Source organism: Halomonas sp. BM-2019, assembly GCF_017584085.1.
The window spans coordinates 2,473,980-2,496,338 of the sequence record NZ_CP071922.1 but is presented as its reverse complement, the minus strand read 5'-3'; the positions used below and the strand labels follow the sequence as shown (position 1 = coordinate 2,496,338).

Here is a 22,359-nt window from a genome sequence, read left to right as displayed (position 1 = left end):
CGGCGATCAGCATCAGGGCCCACACCAGCAGTATCTTCAGCGCGGCGGCCAGCCCGGCGCCTGGCAGGCCAGGCCCAGGCAGATCAGCCCCAGCCCCAGGTTGTCGGCCTTGGTCAGGGCGTGCAGGCGGGCATAGAGGTCGGGAAAGCGGATCAGCCCCAGGCTGCCGGCCACGAAGAAGATCAGGCCGGCGACGATCAGGCCATGGCCCAGCGGATGGAGCCACTCAGTCACGCCCCGCCTCCTCCCGGCTGCCGCTTTCCTCATGGAGCAGCGTCCAGGTGCGGGTGACGAAGTTGGCGGTGGCCACGGCGGCCAGCAGCGCGAACAACAGCGCCACGTCCACCAGCGCCGGCTGCTCGAGGCCGATGGCGAGAAGCAGCAGCACGGCGATGGCCGAGACGCTGACCAGCTCGGCGGCCAGCATGCGGTCGGCGCTGGTGGGGCCGCGCCGCAGGCGCCAGAGGGCGACCCCGGCGTTGAGCAGCAGCAGGGCGGCAACGGTCGCATGGAACATCAGCGGGGCTCCTTCTCCTCGGTGGGCGCCTCCCGGGTGAACAGGCCCGCGACCCGCGCCTCGAGCCGATCGAGGTCGGACCGGGTCCTGGCGTCCAGCCGCAGCACGTGGACCTGAAGCCCCGCGGCGGTCTGCCGCAGGGTCAGGGTGCCGGGGATCAGGTTGATAAGGCTGGCCATGAACAGTCGCCCGGGCCCCTCGGGCAGGTGGCGCCAGGGGTGGTCGATGACCCGCGTGGCGGGGTCGAGCCGCGGCCGACAGGCCAGGGCCGCCACCTGCAGGCCGCCGCGCAGGGCGAGCCCGCCGGCCAGGGGCAGGAAGGCCAGCAGCGCCAGGGGCCGTAGCCGGGCGGCCCCGCTGGTTGGCATCACCAGGGCGGTGACCAGGATGGCGGGCAGCCCCCAGGCCCAGGCGGTTCCGCCGCCGCTGATCACCCACCACAGCAGGGTCAGCAGGGCGAAGCGCCGGGCCAGGCGCAGCGCCATCAGGAGGACTCCAGCCCCGTGCGGTCGTGGCGGCCGTGGTTGGCGGCCGGGTGGCTGTCGACACCGCGGGCGCGCAGCACGCGCTTCTCGACCTCGACGATCAGGTAGATGGCCAGGCTGGCGGTCAGGATCACGCCCCAGTGGGCGGGCGAGAGCCCTTCGCTGGCGAAGATCAGCTGCATGAAGGGCAGGTAGGTCCAGCCCAGCTGCAGCATCACGATGATGCCGATGGAGCCCCACACCGGGCGGCTGCCGAAGATCCCCGCCAGGGAGAGGGTGCTGGCCAGCAGGTAGCGGCTGTTGATCAGGTAGGCGGCGCTGCCCATCACCAGCATGTTGACCGCGCCGGTGCGGGCCAGCTCGATGCTGCCCCCCTGAGCCTGGATCCACAGGAACATGCCGAATACCCCGACCAGCAGCAGCAGCGAGACGAACACCACCCGCCACAGCAGGAAGAGGTCGAGCAGCGAGGCGTGGGGGTCCCGGGGCTGGCGGCTCATGATGTCCTGTTCGGCGTGCTCGAAGGCCAGCGCCAGGCCGAGCGTCACCGCGACCACCATGTTGACCCAGAGCGCCTGGAGCGGGGTCACCGGCAGGGTGGAGCCGGCCAGCACGGCAAGCATGATCGCCAGCCCCTGGCCGCCGTTGGTGGGCAGGATGAAGGTGATGGTCTTGCGGATATTGTCGTAGACCTTGCGGCCCTCGCGGATGGCGCCGACGATGGTGGCGAAGTTGTCGTCGGCCAGCACCATTTCGGCGGCCTCCTTGGCGGCCTCGGTGCCCTGGATGCCCATGGCCACGCCCACGTCGGCGCGCTTGAGCGCCGGGCCGTCGTTGACGCCGTCGCCGGTCATGGCGCAGATGCCGCCCTGGGCCTGCATCGCCTTCACCAGCCGCAGCTTGTGCTCCGGGGCTGCCCGCGCGAAGACATCCACCTCCAGGATGATCGCCTCGAGCTCCTCGTCGGACATCGCCTCGATCTCGCGGCCGCTGATGGCCCGTTCGGTATGGGCGAAGCCGAGCTGCTTCGCGATGGCCAGGGCGGTGACCGCATGGTCGCCGGTGATCATCACCGGGCGGATACCGGCGGCCAGGCACTCCTCGACCGCCTCGATGGCTTCGTCCCGGGGCGGGTCGAGCAGCCCCACCAGGCCCAGCAGCACCAGCTCCTCCTCGGCGTGCTCGTCGGCCAGCTCATGGACGTCGCGGACCTGCTTCTCGGCCAGCGCCAGCACCCGCAGGCCCCGGGAGGAGAGGTCGTTGATCCGCTCCTCCCAGAGTTCGACGTCCAGCTCGACGTCCCGGCCATCGTCGCGCACCCGATGGCACATCTCCAGCAGGCGGTCCGGGGCGCCCTTGACCAGCAGCAGCTGCTCGTCGTCCACCTCGTGGAGGGTGGCCATGTACTTGCGCTCGGATTCGAAGGGGATGGCGTCCTGGCGGCCGTGGTCGCCGCGCAGCCTCTCGGTGGTCAGCCCGGCCTTGGCCGCGGCCACCACCAGGGCGCCCTCGGTGGGGTCGCCGTGGATCTTCCAGCGGCCCTGCTCCTCGGCGAGCTCGGCGTCGTTGCACAGCACCCCCACCTTGAGGAAATGGCGCAGGGCGTGCGTCTCGTCCAGGTCCAGCGCGGCGGTCTCCGGTTCACCGTTCTGAACATGGTGGAAGCTGCCCTCCGGGGCGAAGCCGATGCCGTCGATGCGCACCTCGCCCTCGGGCAGCCAGATCGCCTGGGCGGTCATCTCGTTGCGGGTCAGGGTGCCGGTCTTGTCGGAGAAGATGGTGGAGATGGAGCCCAGGGTCTCCACCGCCGGCAGCCGGCGAATGATGGCGTTGTGCTTCGCCATGGTCTGCACGCCCAGCGCCAGGCCGATGGTAACGATGGCCGGAAGCCCCTCGGGGATCGCTGCCACCGCCAGGCCCACCCCGGCCATGAACATGTCGCCCAGGGGCTGGCCGTGAACCAGCACCCCGAAGGCGCCGGTGAGGGCCGCGGCGGCGAGGATGCAGAAGGCCAGCACTTGGCCGGCCCGGTCGATCTGGCGCAGCAGGGGGGTCTTGAGCTTCTCGACCTCGCGCAGCATCTCCGAGATGCGCCCGATCTCGGTGCGCGCCGCGGTCTCCACCACCAGGCCCCGGGCGTTGCCCTGGACCACGATGGTGCTGGCAAAGGCCATGCTGCTGCGGTCGCCCAGCTCGGCCTCCTCGTCGACCGCCTCGCTGTTCTTGTCCACCGGGGTGGACTCCCCGGTCAGCGAGGCCTCCTCGGTGCGGAAGCGACGGGCCTCCAGAAGTCGCAGGTCCGCCGGTACCCGATCGCCGCTCTCCACCAGCACGATGTCCCCCGGGACCAGTTCCTCGGCGGGAATGGTCTCGCGCCTGCCGTCGCGCAGCACCTTGGCCTGGGGCGAGAGCATCTGGCGGATACTCTCCAGGGCCTGCTCCGCCTTGCCCTCCTGGATGAAGCCAATCAGCGCGATGATCAGCACCACCCCCATGATGGCGGCCGCGTCCAGGGTGTGGCCCAGGGCCAGGCTGGCGACGGCCGCGACGACCAGCACCAGCATCAGGATGTTGTTGAACTGCTCCAGCAGGCGCTTCCACCAGGGCCGCCCCTCGGCCTGCTTGAGCTGGTTGGGGCCGTACTCGGAGAGCCGGCGCTTCGCCTCCCGGCCACCCAGCCCGTCTGGCGTGCTGTCGAGCCGCTCCAGGGAATCGCTTTCGCCCAGGGCGTGCCAGGCGATGGGGTCGTTGCGGTTGGGGTCGGTCATCCTTCTCCTCCGGCGCGGTTCGGGTATCGGGCGTGACAGACCATTACCATACACCATGCTGCGGTGCGGTGATCCAGGACAAGAAAGGCTGCCAAGTCCCTGTCAAACCAGAGCGTCGAGGCGATCCGCGCGGCCGCGATCTCCAGGGAGAGCAGGCCGGCAAGCGCGCCGATGTGACTTGCCGATTTCGCGATTATCGTCAACCTTGAGAGGTATTCCCTAAACAGGTGGCCGATGTTGGTGCCCCATGACCACGGGTAACGTGGACTTTTCGGCACAGGGCAGTGCAGAAAGCCGTGTGGTGCCGAATCGTACACCCTCTTGAATGGAGGGCGTGACATGCAGCGTCTCTACTTCCTGAGCCCTGATCTGGATACCACCGTCAATATCGCCCACGAGCTGAGCGACCTCGAGATTCCCAAGCACCAGGTCCATGTCACCGGGCGTGACTGGCAGGAACTGGCGTCCCAGGGCGTCAACAATGCCACGCTACGCCAGACGTCGGATGTCGTCCATGCCGCCTGGCGTGGCCTCAAGCTCGGCGTGCCGCTGGGGTGTGTGCTGGGCATCGCGGTCTACTTCGCCCTCGGCGCGGAATTCGGCCCCCTCGGCGTCATCGCGCTGGTCCTGGGCATGACGGTGTTCGGCGGGCTGTTCGGCATCTGGACCAGCACCATGATCGGCGTGTCGGTACATGACGTGAAGGTCGATAAGTTCGAGCGGGAGATTCACGATGGCGCCTTCCTGATGATGGTCGATGTGCCCAATGATCAGGAGGCCTCGGTCTACTCGATCATTCATCGCCATCATCCCGAGGTGGTGATCGACAAGGTCACTCGCGGCGAACTCAAGCATCACTGCGGTACGGGCGCCTGATCCCGGGTGACCACCGCTGACCGGCAAGACAGGGTCTGGCGCAGGAGGGTGGGCCGATGGTTATGGCGATTGTGCTGCTGGTGCTGGCTCTGGGCTCGGTGCTCTTCTATTTCCTCAGCCCTTGGCAGTTGACGCCGCTGGCCTCCAACTGGAGCGCCATCGATGACACCATCCAGGTCACCCTATGGGTGACGGGCACTGTCTTCCTCGCCGTCAACGTCTTCCTCGCCTATGTCATTGTCCGCTATCGCTATCAGCGCCAGCGGCGTTCCCACTACGAGCCCGAGAACAAGCCGCTGGAGGCCTGGCTGACCGGCTTGACCACCCTGGGCATCGTCGGGCTCCTGGCGCCCGGCCTGGTGGTCTGGGCCTCCTTCGTCAGGCCGCCGGCGGACGCCCATGAGGTGGAGGTGGTCGGGCAGCAGTGGCACTGGACCTACCGGTTCCCCGGGGAGGATGGCCGTTTCGGCGCCGCGCACAATCGCTATATCAGCGATGCCAACCCCTTCGGGCTGATCGACGACCCCTATGGCCAGGACGACATCCTGGTGGAGAGTCCCCGGCTACTCCTGCCGGTGGACCGCCCGGTGAAGCTCCTGCTGCGCTCCAAGGACGTGCTCCACAACTTCAAGGTCGCGAACTTCCGCGCCAAGATGGACATGGTGCCGGGTCAGGTCACCTCCTTCTGGTTCACGCCCACCGAGGTGGGGGAGTACGACATCGTCTGTGCCCAGCTCTGCGGGATCGCCCACTTCGCCATGCGCGGCCGGGTGGTGGTGGTCGAGGAGGCGGAGTTCGAGGCCTGGCTCGCCGAGCAGCCCACCTTCGCCGAGCTCGCTGCCCGAGAGCCGGGCGATCCGGCGGCGGGCGAGGCCGGCTACGCCAGCTGTGCCGCCTGCCACGGCAGCGAGGGGCAGGGCAACCCCGTTCTCAATGCCCCCAAGCTCGCCGGGCTGGAGGGCTGGTACCTGACGCGTCAGCTCGAGCTGTTTCGCTCCGGGGCCCGCGGCACCCACGAGGCGGACGCCTACGGGCAGCAGATGCGTCCCTTCGCGGTTCGGCTCGAGGACCGCCAGGCGATCGCGGATCTGGTGGCCTATATCGAGACCCTGCCCGACCGGCCGGTCGAGGCCAGCCTGTCCGGGAATGAGCGCCGCGGACAGCGCCTGTATCGCACCTGCGCCAGCTGTCACGGGGCCGATGGCGAGGGGATCCGTGCCACCAACGCCCCCCGCCTGGCGGGGATCCAGGACTGGTATCTGGCCCGTCAACTCGAACACTTCCGAGAGGGGGTGCGGGGACGCCATCCCGATGACCCCTACGGCAACCAGATGATCGACATGGCGCAGGTGCTGGTCAACGAGCAGGCCGTGAGGGACGTGGTGGCCTATATCGCCACCCTGTCGGGAGCGTCACGCGACCTGGCGGTCCGGCGCGGCGGAGGGGAGGAGTAGAGCATGGCGGAACCTGGACAGCAGAGCGCATCCCAGGCCCCGGTGGGTGAGTTCGACGAGCTGGAGCTCCACCACCCCCGGACCTTCCTCGGCAAATACGTCTGGAGTCAGGACGCCAAGGTGATCGCCATCCAGTATGGCGTCACGGCGATTGCCATCGGCCTGGTGGCCCTGGTGCTGTCGGTGCTGATGCGGCTGCAGCTGGGGTTCCCGGGGACCTTCTCCCTGATCGATCCCGCCAACTATCTGCAGTACGTCACCATGCACGGGATGATCATGGTGGTCTACCTGCTCACGGCGCTGTTCCTGGGCAGCTTCGGCAACTACCTGATCCCGTTGATGTGCGGCGCCCGGGACATGGCGTTTCCCTACCTCAACATGCTGAGCTACTGGTTCTACCTGGTCGCGGTGCTGATCCTGGCGGCGAGCTTCTTCGTGCCCGGGGGGGCCACGGGGGCGGGCTGGACCCTCTACCCGCCCCAGGCGATCAGTCCCGGCACGCCGGGCATCGACGGGGGGATCCTGCTGATGTTCCTGTCGCTGGGGGTATTCATCGCGGGCTTCACCATGGGGGGCCTGAACTACATCGTCACGGTGCTGCAGGCGCGCACCCGCGGCATGACCCTGATGCGCCTGCCGCTGACCATCTGGGGCATCTTCATGGCCACGGTGATGGCGCTGCTGGCCTTCCCGGCGCTGCTGGTGGCGATCCTGATGATGACGTTCGACATGCTGCTCGGCACCAGCTTCTTCATGCCGGAAATGCTCTCCCTGGGTGAGCAGACGGGCTACGAGGGCGGCAGCCCCCTGCTCTACCAGCACCTGTTCTGGTTCTTCGGCCATCCCGAGGTGTATATCGTGGCGCTGCCGGCCTTCGGGATCGTCTCGGATCTCCTCGCCACCCATGCCCGCAAGAACATCTTCGGCTATCGCATGATGGTCTGGGCGATCATCATCATCGGCGTGCTGAGCTTCGTGGTCTGGGCCCACCACATGTTCATCAGCGGCATGAACCCCTATTTCGGTTTCCTGTTCGCCACCACCACCCTGATCATCGCCGTGCCCACCGCCATCAAGGTGTACAACTGGGTGCTCACCCTGTGGCGGGGCAATATCCATTTCACCGTGCCGATGCTGTTCGCCATCGGCTTCATCTTCACCTTCGTCAACGGGGGGTTGAGCGGCCTCTTCCTCGGCAACGTGACGGTGGACGTGCCCCTGGCCGATACCTACTTCGTGGTGGGCCATTTCCACATGGTCATGGCGGTGGCGCCGCTGCTGGTGATCTTCGGGGCCATCTATCACTGGTATCCGTTGATGAGCGGCAGGATGCTCAATGACACCCTGGGCAAGTGGCACTTCTGGATCACCTTCCTGGGCACCTATGCGATCTTCTATCCCATGCACTTCCTCGGCCTGGCGGGGGTACCGCGGCGCTACTACGCCTTCGGCGAGACCGGCTACATCGCCGAATCGGCCCAGACCCTCAATGCCTTCATCAGCGTGGCGGCCATCATCGTGGCGGTGGCGCAGCTGCTGTTCTTCTTCAATCTCTACTGGAGCCTGCGCCACGGACGCGAGGCGGGACGCAACCCCTGGCGGGCCACCACCCTGGAGTGGCAGACCGAGCACACGCCGCCGCGTCACGGCAACTTCGGCCCCGAGCTGCCGGTGGTCTACCGCTGGGCCTACGACTATAGCGTGCCGGGCGCCAGGGATGACTTCCTGCCCCAGAACCTGCCGCCGGAGGAGGTGGTGGCCGCGCCGGCGGAGAACCCGGGAGCGCGCCCATGACCATCAGCCTGATCTTCCTGGCGGTGATGATGGCCATCTTCGGCGGCTGGTTGTTCAGCCACTCCGTCAATGTGCGCCCCTGGGAATCGTCACCGCCGGCCGAGGCGGCTGCGCAGGGGCACCAGCGGCACCTGCCGCCGGCGTTCACGGCGGAGCGGGTGGGGCTCGCGGTCTTCCTGGCGGTGGTGACCTCGCTGTTCGCCCTCTCCATCAGTGCCTACCTGATGCGCATGGACATGGGTCACGACTGGCGGTCGCTGCCGGTGCCGGGGCTGCTGTGGGCCAACAGTGCCTGCCTGCTGCTGGGCAGCCTTGCGCTGCAGTGGGCCTGGTCCTCGGCCCGCCGGGGGCAGGGCGAGTCTCTGCGCACCGGGCTCTGGCTGGGAGGGGGCTTCACCCTCGCCTTCGTGGTCGGCCAGCTGGTGGCCTGGCAGCAGCTGGAGGCCGCCGGCTACTCGCTGCCCGGGAACCCCGCCAATGCCTTCTTCTTCCTGATGACCGGCCTGCATGCCCTGCATCTGCTCGGCGGCCTGGTGGCCTGGTCCCGCACCCTGTTCAAGGTGTACGGCGGTGCCGATAGGCAGAGGGTGAGGGCAAGCGTGGAGCTCTGCGCCCTCTACTGGCACTTCCTGCTGGTGGTCTGGGGGATTCTCTTCATCCTGTTGCTGATGACCTGAGGGGAGGGAGGACCATGGCCCGTTCCGGTTCGCCACACGACGCCGCGACAACCCGGGTCCGGCAGGAGATGGTCGCCGACTGGTCGGCAGATCGACGGGTCTTCAATGTCCCCTGGGGCAAGGCGATGATGTGGCTCTTCATCCTGAGCGATATCTTCATCTTCGCCTGCTTCCTGGTGGGCTACATGGCGATCCGGATCTCGACCGTCGAGCCCTGGCCGGATGCCAGCGAAGTCTTTGCCCTGACGGTCGCCGGCTACTCCGTGCCGCTGCTGCTGATCGCCATCATGACCTTCATCCTGATCAGCAGCAGCGGCACCATGGCGCTGGCGGTCAAGTACGGCTACGAGAAGAATCGCCGCATGACCACCCTGATGCTGTTGCTCACCGCGCTGCTCGGGGCCAGCTTCGTGGGCATGCAGGTGTTCGAATGGGCGGTGCTGATCGGGGAAGGGGTGCGGCCCTGGGGGAACCCCTGGGGAGCCGCGCAGTTCGGCGCCGTCTTCTTCCTGATCACCGGCTTTCACGGCACCCATGTGACCATCGGCGTGATCTTCATCGTCATCATGGCGGTCAAGGTGATGCGCGGCTCGCTCGATACCCAGCGCCGGGGCTTCCTGACAGGGCGCCCCGGGCGTTACGAGATGGTCGAGACGCTGGGCCTCTACTGGCACTTCGTGGATCTCGTCTGGGTCTTCATCTTCGCGTTCTTCTATCTCTGGTAGCTCTATCTCTGGTAGCTCTCTCTCTGGGAGAAAGGAGGCCGGCATGGCCCAGGATAACCATCAGCAGCCTGCCCTACGGGTCTACCTGTGGGTCTGGCTGTGGCTCTTCGTCCTCAGCGTGTTCTCGTATCTGGTGGACGTCTCCGGCCTCGAGGGCTTTCCCAAGTGGTCGCTGATCACCCTGTTCATGCTGCTCAAGGCGGGGCTGATCATGGCGGTGTTCATGCATCTCGTCTGGGAGCGGCTGGCGCTGATCAGCGTGGTCCTGATACCGCCCGGCGTGTTGCTGTTCCTCATGGTGCTGATGCTGCTCGAGGGCCAACACGTGCTGTCGAGCCGCCTGCTGAGCTTCTGGCAGTGAGGGCAGACTCGGACGGTCGCTGAGCGGCCATCGCCTGCCGTGCGACTGGCCGCCGGGAAGTTCACCCCTTACACTGCCGGCACGATGTCACGTCGCCTCGTGCCGAGCCGCCTCGGCCGTCTGACTCTTCCCCGTTCCGGATGCGTTCCATGGCCCAGCCCCTCTCGAAGCGAATCAACAAATACATCAGCGAGAGTGGCATGTGCTCGAGGCGAGAAGCCGACCGCTATATCGAACAGGGCAATGTCCAGATCGATGGCCGGCGTGCCACCCCCGGCGACCGGGTCTTCCCGGGCAGCGTGGTCAAGGTCAACGGCCAGCGCATCGAGCCGCTGGCGCTGGAGGAAGAGGACCTGGTGTTCATCGCCCTCAACAAGCCGGTGGGCATCGTCAGCACCACCGAGCCCGGCGAGAAGGCCAATATCGTCGACTTCGTCGGGCACAGCGCCCGGATCTTTCCCATTGGGCGCCTGGACAAGGACTCCCAGGGGCTGATCTTCCTGACCAACAACGGCGACCTGGTCAACCGCATCCTGCGGGCGAGCAACCAGCACGAGAAGGAGTACCGGGTCACCGTCAACAGGCCGATCACCGATGACTTCATCGCTGGCATGGGCGGGGGCGTGCCGATCCTCGGCGAGGTCACCCGCAAGTGCCGGGTGGTCAGGGAGTCCCGCTTCGTCTTCAATATCACCCTGGTGCAGGGGCTGAACCGCCAGATTCGTCGCATGTGCGAGGTGTTCGGCTACGAGGTGGTGAAGCTCGAGCGGCTGCGCATCATGAACGTCACCCTCAAGGGGCTGGCGGAGGGCGACTGGCGCGACCTGACGCCCAAGGAGGTGGCGACGATCCTCGCCCTGACCGAAGGCTCCTCCTCCGAGGCCCACCGGCCCGGCCGACGCTCTGCCCGGCGCCAGGGTGGCAAGGCCAGCAAGGCAGGTGCCTCCCGGGCGAGCACCGGGCAGCGAAGTCCCTCGCGCCGTGGCGAGGGCGGCAAGCCCGACGGCGACAAGCCCGCCAGGCGCCAGGCGGCGAGCCAGGGCGCGGCACCTGGCCCCAAACGCGCGAGCGCCAAGCAGGCGAGCGGCCAGAAGGGAAGCGCAACGAAGGCCGGCACGAAGCGGATGGGTTCGGCCAAGCCGGGCGCCAAGCCGGCGAAGGGAGCGCGCGCCGCGGGGCCAGGCCCCAGGGCCGGGGCCGGGGCCGGCAAGTCTCGGGGCAGGAAGAAGAAGTAGCACAACCCTCATCCGACCAGGGAAGTCCCATGACCGATCCCCGCCTGCAGAGCCCCGCCACGGCCCGCAATCGGCAGCCGATCCTCGAGGTCCTCCGAACGGTGCTGCCTGAACGGGCGCGGGTGCTCGAGGTGGCCAGCGGCAGCGGCGAGCACGCCCTGCACTGCGCCGCCGCCGTGCCCGGCTGGACCTGGCAGCCCAGCGACCCCCATCCCCGTGCGCTGGCCTCCGCCGCCGCCTGGCGCGGGCAGGCGGACCTGCCCAACCTGCGCTACCCCCTGCCACTGGACGTGACCGCCGACTGGCCGACGGGGGAGTGGGACGCCATCGTGGCCATCAACCTGCTGCATATCGCCCCCTGGGAGGTGGCCGAGTCGCTGATGGCCCGCGCCGGGGCGTGCCTGGTACCCGGGGGCGTGCTCTACCTCTATGGCCCCTATCGCCGGGGCGGGCAGCACACCGCGCCCAGCAATGAAGCCTTCGATGCCGACCTCCGGCGACGCGACCCGCGCTGGGGCGTGCGGGAGCTGGACGAGGTGGTGGCGGAGGCCGAGCGCTGCGGCCTGGTCCTCGAGCGGGTGGTGCCCATGCCCGCCAACAACCTCAGCGTGGTGTTGCGGCGGGGCTGAGTCACTGGCCGGGCCCGTCCTCGCGGCTTTCCGGCATCTCGCCGGGCACCCGATAGCGGGGCGCCTGGCGGTCGCGCTCCTCCCGGGTCAGGGTCTCGTCGTCGGCGGGCACGCCCCAGAGGGTCTCGCGGCTGCCGTCGGGGAAGCTGTAGGTGGTGCAGCCGGCGAGCAGGGCGAGGGCCATCGCGGTAGCGGGCAGCAGCAGGCGTCGGGGTCGAATCACGGGTCCTTCCTTGTGTCACGGGGGCAGTGGGGCCAGCCTTTCGAGATGGGCTCCGCCGAGCATGCACCGCCCCGGGGCGGCCGGTCAATTGCGCCGGTGCCCGCTCACAGCAGGCGGTACATCACATGGGCATCCACCGGCCCCCGCTCGGGATGGCGAAAGGCGCGGGGCAGGGTGCCGGCGATGGCGAAGCCGTGCCGCTGCCACAGGCGCACCGCCACCGCGTTGCTGGCCACCACCAGGTTGTATTGCATGGCGGTGAAGCCAAGCTCCCGGGCGAGGGTCAGGGAGTGCTCGCACATCTGCCCGGCCACCCCCCGGCCCCGGGCGGCGGGGGAGACGATATAGCCGCAGTTGGCCACGTGATCGCCGGGGCCGGCCTGGTTGGCCTTGAGGGTGTAGGTGCCCAGCAGCGTGCCGGTCTCGTCCTCGGCCACGCGCACCGCCCGGGGCAGCTCGACCCACATCCGGTGGGCGTCCTGCTCGCTGATCCCGCGGGGCACGGCATAGGTCTCGCCGGCCCGGAAGACCGGCTCCAGCATCGCCCACACCGCGGGCCAGTCGTCAGGCTCATAGGCGCGCACGCCGATCGGCGTTGAACCGCTCATGGCGCCTCCTGTGAGCGTAGCCAGGTGATCTCCTCGGCCCAGATGGCCGGCTCGATGGTCTCCAGCACCAGGGGAATGCCGTCGGTGCGCGGGTCCTGCATCAGGGTGGTGAAGCACGCCAGGCCGATGTTGCCCCGGCCCAGGCTGTGGTGGCGGTCGACCCGGCTGCCCAGCTCGCTCTTGGCGTCATTGAGGTGCATGCCCTTGAGGTACTGCATGCCCACCACGGCGTCGAAGTCGTCCAGGGTGGCAGCGGTGGCCGCCGCCGTGCGCAGGTCGTAGCCGGCGGCGAAGGCGTGGCAGGTGTCGAGGCAGACGCCGACCCTGGCCTTGTCATCCACCTGTTCGATGATCTCGGCCAGGTGCTCGAAGCGCCAGCCCAGGTTGCTACCCTGGCCGGCGGTATTCTCGATCACCGCGGCCACCCCCCGGGTCTGGGCCAGCGCCTCGTTGATCGACTCGGCGATCCGCGTGAGGCACTCGGACTCCTCGATCTTCTTCAGGTGGCTGCCCGGGTGGAAGTTGAGCCGGTCGATGCCGAGCTGCTCGCAGCGCTGCATCTCGTCGAGAAAGGCCGCGCGGGACTTGGCCAGCCCCTCCGCCTCGGGGTGGCCGAGGTTGATCAGGTAGCTGTCGTGGGGAAGGATCTGCCCCGGCCCGAAGCCGTGCTCGCGGCACGCGGAGCGAAAGGCCTCGATGGTGGCGTCGTCCAGCGGCTTGGCCTGCCACTGGCGCTGGTTCTTGGTGAACAGGGCGAAGGCGTTGGCGCCGATCTCCACGGCGCGCCGCACCGCCTGGTCGACGCCGCCCGCCGCGCTGACGTGGGCTCCGATATATTTCATGGTGAACGCGCTGGCTCCGCTGATGTCTCGGGAAGGGCCTGCGATTCTAGCGCAAGATGCCGTGCGACGAAGACGCACGACCAGCGGCGCGGGGTGTGATCCTCGTCGGCGGCGTGCTAGGGTCGTGAGATTCCCATGAGTTATCAGGAGATTGCATGACATTCACCAAGCCTTTCGCCCTTGCCCTGACCAAGACCGTTGCCCTGACCTTCGCCCTGGCGGCGCCGGCCCTGGCCCAGCAGATGCCCCAGGGCGGCCCGCCGAGTGCCCAGGACCAGGTGGCCCAGCTCGATGAGCTGGTGGGCCTGGAGGCCAACCAGGAGCAGGAGCTGGTGGCGTTGCTCAGCGAGTCCCAGGAGCGGATCCAGTCGCTGGAGGGCGAGGCCCAGTCCCTGCAGATGCAGCTGCAGGAGAGCATCGGCCCCGAGTTCGACGAGGCCGCCATCCGCCGCGACGCCGAGCGCCTCGGCCAGCTCACCGGCGACATGACCGCCGAGAGCGTGCTGATGCAGTCACGCCTCCAGGCGGCCCTGACCCAGGAGCAGCGCGACGAGCTGGAGCGCCGGGTCCAGGAGCAGCAGGAGCAGATGCGCCAGATGCAGGAGCAGATGCAGCAGCAGCAGGCGCCCGTCGAGTAACCGCTCCCGCGCCCATCGGGTGAGAGGCGGCCCTTCGGGGCCGCCTCTCGTGTTTCAGGGCGGGAAGCCTGGGTGTGCACGAGGCGTCAGTGTCTGGGCCAGCGCCCCAGCCAGTGGCGGGGTCCCAGCGGCGTCGGCCGGTCGAAGACCAGCGTATCGCCCGGGCGATAGGGGCGGGTCGAGGGCCGCCGGGGGGGCTGTCGGTCGGCCAGCAACAGCAGCCGCCGGATCCGCTCCCCGGTGGGTGGGTGGGTCTGCAGCAGCCGGAACCAGCCGGGAGGGCGATGCCCCAGCAGCAGCGTCGTCAGCCACAGTCCCTGGCGGCGTTCCAGCAGCTCCAGGGCCGCGGCCAGGCCCAGTGGATCCCGGGTCAGGGCGGCGGCCTCGAGGTCGGCGGTGAACTCCCGGTTGCGGGACAGCGCCAGCTGCAGCAGGGTGCTGGCCGAGGGCGCGAAGGCCACCACCGCCACCTCCAGCCACGGCATCCTGAGTTCGCCCGCCAACACCATCGGCAGCATCAGCAGCAGCGCCAGCTGGAGCAGGAAGGCGCCCCACACGGTCAGCCGTGTCATGGTCGCGGCCATGGACATCACGCGGGTGTCGCCGTGGCGCAGATGGCTCACCTCGTGGGCCAGCACGCCGGCCAGCTGGCGCAGGTCCAGGGTCTGCACCAGGCCATCGGTGATGGCGATGCCGCCCTCCCGGGCGTCGCCCACCGCGAAGGCGTTGAGGTCCGCGGCCGGCACATAGAAGAGCTGAGGCACTGTGGTGAGGCCGGCGCGGCGGTAGAGGATATCGAGCACCCGGTAGAGTTCCGGGGCCTGGTGGCGACGCAGGCGCCCCGCATTGGCACGCGCCAGGGCCAGGCGCGGCGGGATGCGTCCGCCCAGGTAGAGCGTCAGGGCCACCAGGCCGAAGGCCCACACCACGCCGAAGCTGCCGGCCAGCAGGTAGCCGGGCACCGCCAGCAGCAGCGCCAGGCCGGCCAGGATCAACAGATGCTGGAGCGTATTACGCAGCCGCTGAGCGGTCAGGCGAGAGTTCATCGCACCTCCTGATGTCGTCAGATTACCCCGGCGGATCCCTGGGCGACACCCGTCCCACGAGTCGTGCCATCCCCGGTAATCGATTCGCCCGGGTCCCGCCGCAGCGGCACGCGCCTGTGTCGGCGAATTGAGATGGCCTCGCGCCTCCGGCACTATGGCGGCTCCCCGGGAGCGACCCGCCAATGACCAAGCTGCGGCTGATCCACGACGTCGTGCTGCAGCTCGATTGAAACGCCAGCGGACGAGAGTGGGAGGGCGGCTCTGCCGCGCGAATCCTTGCCGGCAGACTGATTCCCGCCATCTGCGATGAACCTACTATTTGCGATGAACCTACGTGGTGGCAGGCCAGGAAGCGGCAGGGTAGTCAGAAACGACCGCGCCGCCCCCGGAGGGGCGGCGCGGCGTGTCGGCTTACTGGCTCGAAAGCGCCGGCGGCCGATCAGGCCGTGGCGTCCTGGTAGCGGCGCTCCACCTCGTCCCAGTCGATCACGTTGAAGAACTCGGCCACGTAGTCGGGGCGCTTGTTCTGGAACTTGAGGTAGTAGGCGTGCTCCCACACGTCCAGGCCCAGCACCGGGGTATTGCCGTTGGAGATCGGGCTGTCCTGGTTCAGGGAGTTCTCCACCACCAGCTTCTTCTCCGGGGTGACGCAGAGCCAGGCCCAGCCGCTGCCGAAGCGGCCCAGGGCGGCCTTGGTGAAGGCGTCCTTGAAGGTGTCGAAGCCGCCCAGCTCGCTGTCGATGGCCGCTGCCACCTTGCCCTTGGGCTGACCGCCGCCGTTGGGCGACATCATCTGCCAGAACATGCTGTGGTTGGAGTGGCCGCCACCGTTGTTGATGACCGCCTGGCGCTTGTCGGCCGGCACCTTGTCCAGGCTGGCCAACAGCTCGTCCACCGGCACTTCCTCGAGGCCGGTGCCCTCCAGGGCGGCATTGAGGTTGTTCACGTAGGTCTGATGGTGACGAGAGTGGTGGATCTCCATGGTCAACGCATCGATGTGCGGTTCCAGGGCATCGTAGGCGTAGGGGAGATCGGGCAGGGTATGCGGCATGGTCACACCTCCTGTAGTGGTCGTCGGGAAATGCATTCCTTTGTGGCATCCGACAGCATGGCAGAGCCGGCGCCTTTGGGCCAATCAGAATCATTATCAACTTATGTAGGAATCGGCAACCGGTGCCTCACTGCCCCGGAGCAGACGGGGTAAACTGGCGGTTGATCCATTCGCAGCGGGCCACACGACGGCCGATAGGGTCCGCCGGAACGCCGACGACGCCCGGGAGAGCTACGACAGGGCCATGGGCCAGCTGGTCAATGGCCGCGGCAACCTGATCAAGCAGGCCAATGAGTTCCAGGAGCTGGGCGTGGCGGTGAAGAAGGAACTGCCCGCCGAGATCGTCGAACGTGCCAGGCTCGAGGTTGGCGCGCCGGCAGCAGAGCCGCCGACGGACGAGGCCTCGCTCACTGATCGGGAGGAGGGCTGAGCAAGATGCCGGTTGCAGGGACTCCCGGGGTTCGCTCCAATAGTAGCGCTCTTCTTTGTTCACCAGTCCGCGAGGCGCCCAAGTGTCCCACTCCCTTCTCGCTAATGATGCCTTGGCACTGTTCATCGCCCTTCATCAGAACCATTGGCAGAGCTGCTTCGACCCCGGCGCCCTGGAGCGCGGCCAGCACTATGCCAGTCAGGGGCGCGTGGTGGGGGAGCTTGTCCTCGAGCGAGAGGACGAGCGGCTGATCTTGACGGGCGAGGTAGTGGGGAGCCGCAAGCGGCCCTACATGACCGAGATCGAGATAGCGGTCGGTGGGCGCGACGAGGAGCTCTTCAGCGACTGCAGCTGCCCGGTGGGCGTGGGCTGCAAGCATGCGGTGGCACTGATTCACTGCTTCCTGGACCAGATGGGCCAGGGGCCCGAGTCATTTGCGGTTAATCAGCTGCAGCCCCCTGGCCAGCCGGCGGCGGCGGGAAGCGCGAGCGGTGACGATCAGTTGAGACAGCGCTGGGACACCTGGATCCAGCAGCTGGAGCACCCGGCGCAGCCGGAGCCGGAGCGCGAGTGCGTCGGCAGCGAATATCGTCTCGGGTTGTTTCTCGATACCGGTATGCGCCATGGCATCGAGCCGGTGCTCAAGGTGTTGCCGGTGTGGCTTCGCCCCTCCAGGCAGCGCACTCGTGGCAGTGGCTGGGTATCGCCGCGGGGGATCGAGGTACGCCATTCGGGGCAGTTGTTGCCGGCCCCCGAGGAGGGCTGGGTTCCCGAGCAGGAGGAGGCGATCGATCAGCTGCTGCATGGGGAGCTCGACATGCCCTGGTCGAGCACTCAGCGCATGTGGGCGGTGATCTCCCACGCCTTTCAGGCGCGCGCCCTCTGGGCATTGCTGGAGGGCGAAGCGCCCCCGCTGCTGTTTCACCAGAAGCAGACGGGCACCCTGCTCGAGTTCGGGCCGCTTTGTCGGCTGGCCCCCAGCTGGCAGGCGGATGCGAAGGGCGTTCAGCGGCTGCAGCCAGCCACGGTGCCCGAGGGCCTCCTCTCGTCCGAGGCGGTTATCGCCAGAGCCGGGCGTGAGCTCTGCTATCTCGACCCCGAGCGTGGCCGGTTCGGTCGCATGGAGGGGGCGCCGGAACTGCTGGTCAAGCTACAGCGTTCACCCCCGTTGCCGCCGGAGATGAGCGAATGGCTGGGCGAGCGGCTTTGCCAGTCGCCGACGCTGGCCGATCGGCTGCCGCCGCCCCAGAGGGTGGAAGAGCGAACGCTCGAGGGGGTGGTCCCCCGCCTCAAGGCGACCCTGTGCCTGGCCGAGGGGCAGGTCGGGTTCCGCCACGGGGCGCCGCTGCCGCGCTGGATCCAGGTGGGCGCCGCCGTGGTCAGCTTCGACTATGACGGCATCGAGGTGCCGCCCGAGGAGGGGAAGAGCGCCAGCGGCTTCCGCGACGGTCAGCGGTTGACGATCCAGCGCGACCCGGCGGCAGAGCTGTCGCTGGTTCGTAGCCTGCCGCCCGGCATGGTGACGCTGGAGCGGCTGCAGCAGATCGACGCGGTACCCGATCATCTGGAGCTGCCGAGCTGGACGCTGCTGTTGCCTGTCGCTGGCACGCCGCCGTCCAGCGCCACCGAGTGGTCCACCCACCTGGCCGGCCCCGAGGCGTGGTGGGAGATGATCGCCCGGCTGCGCCAGGCCGGCTGTCTGGTCGCGTTCAGCGACGACTTCCCCGAGGAACCCATCACCCTCGAGCCGGAGGACTGGTACGGCGAGCTGGAGCCGGCCGGCAACGGCTGGTTCGACCTGGCGCTGGATATCGAGGTGGAGGGGGAGCGCCTCAACCTGCTGCCGATCCTGCGCCGCCTGTTCAAGGACCCGCGCTTCCCGCTGGAGCCCGCCGCCGATGAAGCGCAGGACGCCACCTGGACGCTGGCCCTGCCGGAGAACCGCCGCCTGGTGATGCCGCTGGTGCGGCTGCGTTCGCTGATGGCGCCGATCCTCGACTGGCTGGGCGACGAGAGCGACCCCGAGGCGGCGGTGCGGCTACCGCTTACCGCCGCCGAGAAGATGGCACCCCTGGCCGAGCAGGAGCGCTGGGCGGGACGCGAGGACATCTCCGCCCTGGCGCGGCGCCTGCGCGAGCTGCCCGCCAGCCTGCCGGTACCGCCAGGCTTCGTGGGCGAGATGCGCGACTACCAGGCCCAGGGTATCGCCTGGATGCGCTTTCTGGCCGAGCTCGGCACCGGGGGCATCCTGGCCGACGACATGGGCCTGGGCAAGACGGTGCAGGTGCTGGCCCATGTGCTCGACGAGCGCGCCCGCGGCGTGCTTGTCGGACCGACCCTGGTGGTGGCGCCCACCAGCCTGGTGGGCAACTGGTGCGCCGAGGCGGCACGCTTCGCCCCCGCGCTCGAGGTGGTGGCGCTGCAGGGCGGCAGGGCGCAGCGCGAGCGGCAGTTCGAGGAGGCGCTGCCCGCCGCCGACCTGGTGGTGACCACCTATGCGCTCTTGATCCGCGACCTGGCGCGACTGCGCGACCACGACTTCGGCCTGCTGGTGCTCGATGAGTCCCAGGCGATCAAGAATGCCGCCAGCCAGACCGCTCGGGCGGTGCGTCAGCTCAATGCCAGGCGCGCTATCGCCATGACCGGTACGCCGCTCGAGAACCACCTGGGCGAGCTGTGGGCCCAGCTGGACGCCGTGGCCCCCGGGGCGCTGGGCAGCCAGCAGTGGTTCGGACAGCGCTTCCGCACCCCCATCGAGAAGGAGGGCGACCTAACCCAGCGCGAGCGTCTCTCGCGGCGTATCGCCCCCTTGATGCTGCGCCGGACCAAGCAGCAGGTGCTGGCCGAACTGCCGGAGAAGACCGAGACCCGGCGCGAGGTCATCCTTAGCGGCGCCCAGCGTGAGCTCTACGAGAGCCTCCGCCTGGCCCAGCACCAGCGGGTGCAGCAGGCGGTGGCCGAGCGTGGCCTGGCCGGCTCCGGCATCATCATGCTCGATGCGCTGCTCAAGCTGCGACAGGTGTGCTGCGACCCTCGGCTGGTCAAGCTGGACAGCGTGCGCAAGGTAAAGCGTTCCGCCAAGCTGGAGCAGCTGCGCGAGCTGGTGCCACCCTTGGTCGAGGAAGGCCGGCGTATCCTGATCTTCTCGCAGTTCACCGAGATGCTGGAGTTGATCAGCGAGACGCTGCACCATGATCGAATTCCTCATGCCAAGCTGACCGGCGACACCCCGGGCAAGACCCGCACCCAGCGGGTTGCGCTGTTCCAGCAGGGTGAGGTCCCGGTATTCCTGATCAGCCTCAAAGCCGGCGGCACCGGGCTCAACCTCACCGCCGCGGATACCGTGATCCACTACGACCCCTGGTGGAACCCGGCGGTAGAGGCCCAGGCCACCGGTCGCGCCCACCGCCTGGGGCAGCAGAATCCGGTGTTCGTCTACAAGCTGGTATGCGCCGGCACCGTGGAGGAGCGCATCCTCGAACTGCAGGTGCGCAAGGCGGACCTCGCCGCCTCGATCCTCGAGGGTGGCGCCGAGCGTACCGGCGAGGGTCCGCTGTTCGACGAGGAGGACCTGGCGCTGCTGTTCGCGCCGGTGGCATAGGGGCAGGCCGTGGCGAGCGCGCTAAGCGGGTTCAAGCCGACAAGTCGTAGCAGAAAACGCCGGGTTACGTTGTGTAACGCTGGTTTTCTTGGTGAACTAATCGGGGTGCCCCGGAAAGGGGCAGACGGCATGTTTTTCGGGACAGGGAGATGGGATGGCCTTTCGCTTCCAGCGCCGTATTCGCCTGGCGCCCGGCGTTCGCCTCAACCTGAGCAAGCGCGGGCTCGGACTCTCGATCGGCCCGCGGGGCGCCAGCCTGAGCCTGGGTCCGGGTGGGGTGCAGGGGCACGCTGGCATCCCCGGTACCGGCCTGGCCTACCGCCAACGGCTTGGTGGTGCCGGCGGCGCGGGAGCGACAGCGGCGCCCGCCGAGGGCGGGGGGTCGTCATCCGGGGGCAAGGCGGCGGCGCTCGAGGCGCTGCTGGTCGAGGGCGCCAGCCTGCCGATCCAGGTCGAGGTGGACCAGGGCGGGCAGGTGACCTACTTCCATGGCGACGGTACGCCGATGAGCGATGCCGAGGCGCGGGTGCTGCGCCGCCGCGCCGAGGAGTCCCTGCGAGAACAGCTGCGCGCCTACTGCGAGCGGCTCAACGCCGAGCTGGACCGCCTGGGCCGGCTCCACGAGGCGACGCCGCCGCCCGAATCGAACGGCTATGTGACCCGCGACTTCACCGAGCCGCCGCCGCCGCCGTTTCAGCCGCGGCCCCCCGCCTGGTGGCACACCTTGTGGCCGCCGGCCCGGCAGTGCCACGAAGCGCAGAATCGCCGCGACAGGGCCGACTTCGATGAACGCTACCGCGCCTGGGAGTGGCGCAAGGCGGAGCACGATGCCGCGGAGTTCGCCCGCTACCAGCGGGAAGGGGAACGCGTCTGGCACGACCCGGACGCCATGGAGCAGACCCTGCGCGAGCGCCTCGAGGAGATCGACTGGCCTCGGGAGACCCTGGTCGACTTCGACCTGGGTAGCGACGTCAGCACCATCGCCGTGGACATCGAGCTGCCTGGCGAAGAGGAGATGCCGGACTGCCGCTGGAGCATGCCGCCCAAGCAACTGAAGCTCTCGCCGCGTCGGCTCAGCGCCACCCGGCGGCGGGCGCTCTATCGCGATCACGTCCACGGCATCGCCTTCCGGGTGCTCGGGGCGGTGTTCGCCCGCCTGCCGGCGGTGAAGGAGGCCCGTGTCTCCGGCTACCGCCGGGTCAGGGACCCGGCCACCGGGGGCGAGCGTGACCAGTATCTCTACAGCGTCAAGGTCGCCCGGGCGCAGTGGGAGAAGATTCACTTCGACCGTCTCGATCAGGTCGACCCGGTGGCCGCCCTGGAGGCCTTCACCCTGCGCCGCGACATGACCCGGACCGGCATCTTCCGCGATATCGAGCCGTTGAAGCTGGTGTAGCGGTGCCGGCTCGAGGCATGGGGCGCCGGCCTACTGGATCAGCACCGGGGTATTGATCCCGACCAGTGAGGAGAGCAGGCGCACCTGCTCGTTCTCGATAGCCAGGCACCCATCGGTCCAGTCGATCCGCCGGTTGAGGAAGGGATCGCGGTTGCCCAGCCCATGAATCCCGATATTGCCGCCCAGCGCGGTATGGGGGTAGGAGAGGCGGTTCTGCTGGTAGTGGCGGCGAATCCGCTCCGCCTCCTCAAAGGTGATCAGCCCCTCCGACAGCGCCTGGTCGGCCACCCGCGGATTCGGGTAGTTGATGGCGATGAAGGCGATGTACTGGCTGTTGGGGTTGATCCGCTCGACCCGGAACTCGCCCTTCGGCGTCATGGCGCTGCCGCGCATGCGCAGGTTGTCGGCGCCATTGATCCCGATGGCGAAGTGGGGGATCTCGTGGATGACGTGGCGGCCGCGCACCACGGACAGGGTGCGATGCTTCACGCTGAGGTGGAGCCAGACCACGCCATCCTCGACCGGCAGCAGGCTGATCCCCGTGTCGAGGTCATCCAGGAAGTGAAGTCCCGCTGATCCGGACCGGTAGCTCGACGGCGGCTCGGCCGGCTCGCTCAGCGACGCGCCGGCGGGGCCAGCGGCCAGCAGCAGGGAGAGGGCAAGGAGCTTGAGCGAGCGGGGGAGCATGGACGGCGGCCTCGTGTGATGAGGGCGGGTTGTGAGGAATTGAAAGGTAATTTACCACGGTCTGATGCGGATCGGGCCAGGCCCCAACTCATTTCGGACGATGGCATGCTGGGCGGAAGTCTCGATTACCTGGGCTCGACAAGGCCGACTTCGACCAGGTGGGCATGTTGTTCGGAACTGTCACCTGCCGCAAGGGGCTGGATATCGCACCGGAAACGCTGCTGATCTGGCAGTGAGGCCGGGTCAGGTCGGGGCTGACGCTGCCAGGAGAAGGCTTGACGGAAGGGGGGCTGGCAGGCTAGGGCGCTGGATGTCG

At 68.4% G+C, this 22,359-nt stretch carries 22 protein-coding genes; 12 read left to right on the top strand and 10 right to left on the bottom strand.

Annotated elements, in window-relative coordinates:
* Positions 1–36 precede the first annotated feature (36 nt).
* From J5F18_RS12465 to J5F18_RS12450, 4 genes are read right to left on the bottom strand one after another with little or no spacing between them, the layout of a single operon-like run.
* Positions 37–234, bottom strand: coding sequence for a monovalent cation/H(+) antiporter subunit G (locus J5F18_RS12465; RefSeq protein WP_346298941.1), 198 nt, complete (start codon positions 232–234; stop codon positions 37–39).
* Complete coding sequence (locus tag J5F18_RS12460) at positions 227–517, bottom strand: monovalent cation/H+ antiporter complex subunit F (RefSeq protein ID WP_346298940.1); 291 nt, start codon at positions 515–517, stop codon at positions 227–229. The genes J5F18_RS12465 and J5F18_RS12460 overlap by 8 nt, the downstream gene beginning before the upstream one ends.
* Entirely contained in the window at positions 517–1,002 is a 486-nt protein-coding gene (locus J5F18_RS12455) for a Na+/H+ antiporter subunit E (protein WP_346298939.1), read from the bottom strand. The genes J5F18_RS12460 and J5F18_RS12455 overlap by 1 nt, the downstream gene beginning before the upstream one ends.
* Complete coding sequence (locus tag J5F18_RS12450) at positions 1,002–3,770, bottom strand: HAD-IC family P-type ATPase (protein ID WP_346298938.1); 2,769 nt, start codon at positions 3,768–3,770, stop codon at positions 1,002–1,004. Before J5F18_RS12450 ends, J5F18_RS12455 begins: the two co-directional genes overlap by 1 nt.
* A gap of 339 nt (positions 3,771–4,109) precedes the next feature.
* Between J5F18_RS12450 and J5F18_RS12445 the strand changes: the two genes are divergently transcribed.
* The 8 genes from J5F18_RS12445 to J5F18_RS12410 all read left to right on the top strand — a co-directional run bounded on the left by J5F18_RS12445 (position 4,110) and on the right by J5F18_RS12410 (position 11,521).
* Positions 4,110–4,646 carry a DUF1269 domain-containing protein gene (locus J5F18_RS12445; protein WP_346298937.1) on the top strand — a complete coding sequence of 179 codons (537 nt, stop codon included), beginning with the start codon at positions 4,110–4,112 and terminating at the stop codon, positions 4,644–4,646.
* A gap of 56 nt (positions 4,647–4,702) precedes the next feature.
* Positions 4,703–6,100: a c-type cytochrome gene (locus J5F18_RS12440; protein ID WP_346298936.1), complete on the top strand. Its 1,398-nt coding sequence runs from the start codon at positions 4,703–4,705 to the stop codon at positions 6,098–6,100.
* 3 nt (positions 6,101–6,103) lie between these two features.
* On the top strand, positions 6,104–7,894 hold the full coding sequence (locus J5F18_RS12435; protein ID WP_346298935.1) for a cbb3-type cytochrome c oxidase subunit I: 1,791 nt from the start codon (positions 6,104–6,106) through the stop codon (positions 7,892–7,894).
* On the top strand, positions 7,891–8,571 hold the full coding sequence (locus tag J5F18_RS12430) for a cytochrome c oxidase subunit 3 (RefSeq protein WP_346298934.1): 681 nt from the start codon (positions 7,891–7,893) through the stop codon (positions 8,569–8,571). The genes J5F18_RS12435 and J5F18_RS12430 overlap by 4 nt, the downstream gene beginning before the upstream one ends.
* Positions 8,572–8,585: 14 nt before the next feature.
* Complete coding sequence (locus tag J5F18_RS12425) at positions 8,586–9,296, top strand: cytochrome c oxidase subunit 3 (protein ID WP_346298933.1); 711 nt, start codon at positions 8,586–8,588, stop codon at positions 9,294–9,296.
* A gap of 43 nt (positions 9,297–9,339) precedes the next feature.
* Entirely contained in the window at positions 9,340–9,657 is a 318-nt protein-coding gene (locus J5F18_RS12420) for a cytochrome C oxidase subunit IV family protein (RefSeq protein ID WP_346298932.1), read from the top strand.
* 149 nt (positions 9,658–9,806) lie between these two features.
* Positions 9,807–10,892, top strand: a complete 1,086-nt coding sequence (rluF, locus tag J5F18_RS12415; protein WP_346298931.1) for a 23S rRNA pseudouridine(2604) synthase RluF — start codon at positions 9,807–9,809, stop codon at positions 10,890–10,892.
* A 29-nt stretch (positions 10,893–10,921) separates the two neighbouring features.
* A complete protein-coding gene (locus tag J5F18_RS12410) occupies positions 10,922–11,521 on the top strand; it encodes a DUF938 domain-containing protein (protein WP_346298930.1) in 600 nt (199 codons plus the stop codon).
* 1 nt (position 11,522) lies between these two features.
* On the opposite strand, the gene J5F18_RS12405 is transcribed toward J5F18_RS12410, so the two are convergent.
* From J5F18_RS12405 to nfo, 3 genes are all read right to left on the bottom strand, one after another.
* Positions 11,523–11,744, bottom strand: a complete 222-nt coding sequence (locus J5F18_RS12405; RefSeq protein WP_346298929.1) for a hypothetical protein — start codon at positions 11,742–11,744, stop codon at positions 11,523–11,525.
* Positions 11,745–11,848: 104 nt separating this feature from the next.
* Positions 11,849–12,352 carry a GNAT family N-acetyltransferase gene (locus J5F18_RS12400; RefSeq protein WP_346298928.1) on the bottom strand — a complete coding sequence of 168 codons (504 nt, stop codon included), beginning with the start codon at positions 12,350–12,352 and terminating at the stop codon, positions 11,849–11,851.
* Positions 12,349–13,194, bottom strand: a complete 846-nt coding sequence (nfo, locus tag J5F18_RS12395; RefSeq protein WP_346298927.1) for a deoxyribonuclease IV — start codon at positions 13,192–13,194, stop codon at positions 12,349–12,351. The genes J5F18_RS12400 and nfo overlap by 4 nt, the downstream gene beginning before the upstream one ends.
* A 155-nt stretch (positions 13,195–13,349) precedes the next feature.
* Between nfo and J5F18_RS12390 the strand changes: the two genes are divergently transcribed.
* A complete protein-coding gene (locus J5F18_RS12390; protein ID WP_346298926.1) occupies positions 13,350–13,832 on the top strand; it encodes a hypothetical protein in 483 nt (160 codons plus the stop codon).
* 86 nt (positions 13,833–13,918) lie between these two features.
* Here J5F18_RS12390 and J5F18_RS12385 read toward each other — a convergent pair whose 3' ends face one another.
* Together J5F18_RS12385 and J5F18_RS12380 are read right to left on the bottom strand one after the other, a co-directional pair.
* Entirely contained in the window at positions 13,919–14,878 is a 960-nt protein-coding gene (locus J5F18_RS12385; RefSeq protein WP_346298925.1) for a zinc metalloprotease HtpX, read from the bottom strand.
* Between the two features lie 439 nt (positions 14,879–15,317).
* Positions 15,318–15,929 carry a superoxide dismutase gene (locus J5F18_RS12380; protein ID WP_346298924.1) on the bottom strand — a complete coding sequence of 204 codons (612 nt, stop codon included), beginning with the start codon at positions 15,927–15,929 and terminating at the stop codon, positions 15,318–15,320.
* 244 nt (positions 15,930–16,173) lie between these two features.
* Between J5F18_RS12380 and J5F18_RS12375 the strand changes: the two genes are divergently transcribed.
* From J5F18_RS12375 to J5F18_RS12365, 3 genes are all read left to right on the top strand, one after another.
* Positions 16,174–16,359, top strand: a complete 186-nt coding sequence (locus J5F18_RS12375; protein WP_346298923.1) for a hypothetical protein — start codon at positions 16,174–16,176, stop codon at positions 16,357–16,359.
* Between the two features lie 82 nt (positions 16,360–16,441).
* Complete coding sequence (locus J5F18_RS12370; RefSeq protein ID WP_346298922.1) at positions 16,442–19,960, top strand: DEAD/DEAH box helicase; 3,519 nt, start codon at positions 16,442–16,444, stop codon at positions 19,958–19,960.
* Positions 19,961–20,114: 154 nt separating this feature from the next.
* Positions 20,115–21,356 carry a DUF4236 domain-containing protein gene (locus J5F18_RS12365; RefSeq protein ID WP_346298921.1) on the top strand — a complete coding sequence of 414 codons (1,242 nt, stop codon included), beginning with the start codon at positions 20,115–20,117 and terminating at the stop codon, positions 21,354–21,356.
* A gap of 30 nt (positions 21,357–21,386) precedes the next feature.
* Here J5F18_RS12365 and J5F18_RS12360 read toward each other — a convergent pair whose 3' ends face one another.
* Positions 21,387–22,043, bottom strand: coding sequence for a L,D-transpeptidase (locus tag J5F18_RS12360; protein ID WP_346298920.1), 657 nt, complete (start codon positions 22,041–22,043; stop codon positions 21,387–21,389).
* Positions 22,044–22,359 lie beyond the last annotated feature (316 nt).

Bases quoted from the DNA above. Each gene is read 5' to 3' on its own strand.
- J5F18_RS12375 (WP_346298923.1), top strand. From the start codon at position 16,174: ATGGGCCAGCTGGTCAATGGCCGCGGCAACCTGATCAAGCAGGCCAAT.
- J5F18_RS12450 (WP_346298938.1), bottom strand. From the start codon at position 3,770: ATGACCGACCCCAACCGCAACGACCCCATCGCCTGGCACGCCCTGGGC.
- J5F18_RS12410 (WP_346298930.1), top strand. From the start codon at position 10,922: ATGACCGATCCCCGCCTGCAGAGCCCCGCCACGGCCCGCAATCGGCAG.
- J5F18_RS12385 (WP_346298925.1), bottom strand. From the start codon at position 14,878: ATGAACTCTCGCCTGACCGCTCAGCGGCTGCGTAATACGCTCCAGCAT.
- J5F18_RS12430 (WP_346298934.1), top strand. From the start codon at position 7,891: ATGACCATCAGCCTGATCTTCCTGGCGGTGATGATGGCCATCTTCGGC.
- J5F18_RS12440 (WP_346298936.1), top strand. From the start codon at position 4,703: ATGGTTATGGCGATTGTGCTGCTGGTGCTGGCTCTGGGCTCGGTGCTC.
- J5F18_RS12445 (WP_346298937.1), top strand. From the start codon at position 4,110: ATGCAGCGTCTCTACTTCCTGAGCCCTGATCTGGATACCACCGTCAAT.
- J5F18_RS12455 (WP_346298939.1), bottom strand. From the start codon at position 1,002: ATGGCGCTGCGCCTGGCCCGGCGCTTCGCCCTGCTGACCCTGCTGTGG.
- rluF (WP_346298931.1), top strand. From the start codon at position 9,807: ATGGCCCAGCCCCTCTCGAAGCGAATCAACAAATACATCAGCGAGAGT.
- J5F18_RS12390 (WP_346298926.1), top strand. From the start codon at position 13,350: ATGACATTCACCAAGCCTTTCGCCCTTGCCCTGACCAAGACCGTTGCC.
- J5F18_RS12420 (WP_346298932.1), top strand. From the start codon at position 9,340: ATGGCCCAGGATAACCATCAGCAGCCTGCCCTACGGGTCTACCTGTGG.
- J5F18_RS12435 (WP_346298935.1), top strand. From the start codon at position 6,104: ATGGCGGAACCTGGACAGCAGAGCGCATCCCAGGCCCCGGTGGGTGAG.
- J5F18_RS12425 (WP_346298933.1), top strand. From the start codon at position 8,586: ATGGCCCGTTCCGGTTCGCCACACGACGCCGCGACAACCCGGGTCCGG.
- J5F18_RS12400 (WP_346298928.1), bottom strand. From the start codon at position 12,352: ATGAGCGGTTCAACGCCGATCGGCGTGCGCGCCTATGAGCCTGACGAC.
- J5F18_RS12365 (WP_346298921.1), top strand. From the start codon at position 20,115: ATGGCCTTTCGCTTCCAGCGCCGTATTCGCCTGGCGCCCGGCGTTCGC.
- J5F18_RS12460 (WP_346298940.1), bottom strand. From the start codon at position 517: ATGTTCCATGCGACCGTTGCCGCCCTGCTGCTGCTCAACGCCGGGGTC.
- J5F18_RS12380 (WP_346298924.1), bottom strand. From the start codon at position 15,929: ATGCCGCATACCCTGCCCGATCTCCCCTACGCCTACGATGCCCTGGAA.
- nfo (WP_346298927.1), bottom strand. From the start codon at position 13,194: ATGAAATATATCGGAGCCCACGTCAGCGCGGCGGGCGGCGTCGACCAG.
- J5F18_RS12360 (WP_346298920.1), bottom strand. From the start codon at position 22,043: ATGCTCCCCCGCTCGCTCAAGCTCCTTGCCCTCTCCCTGCTGCTGGCC.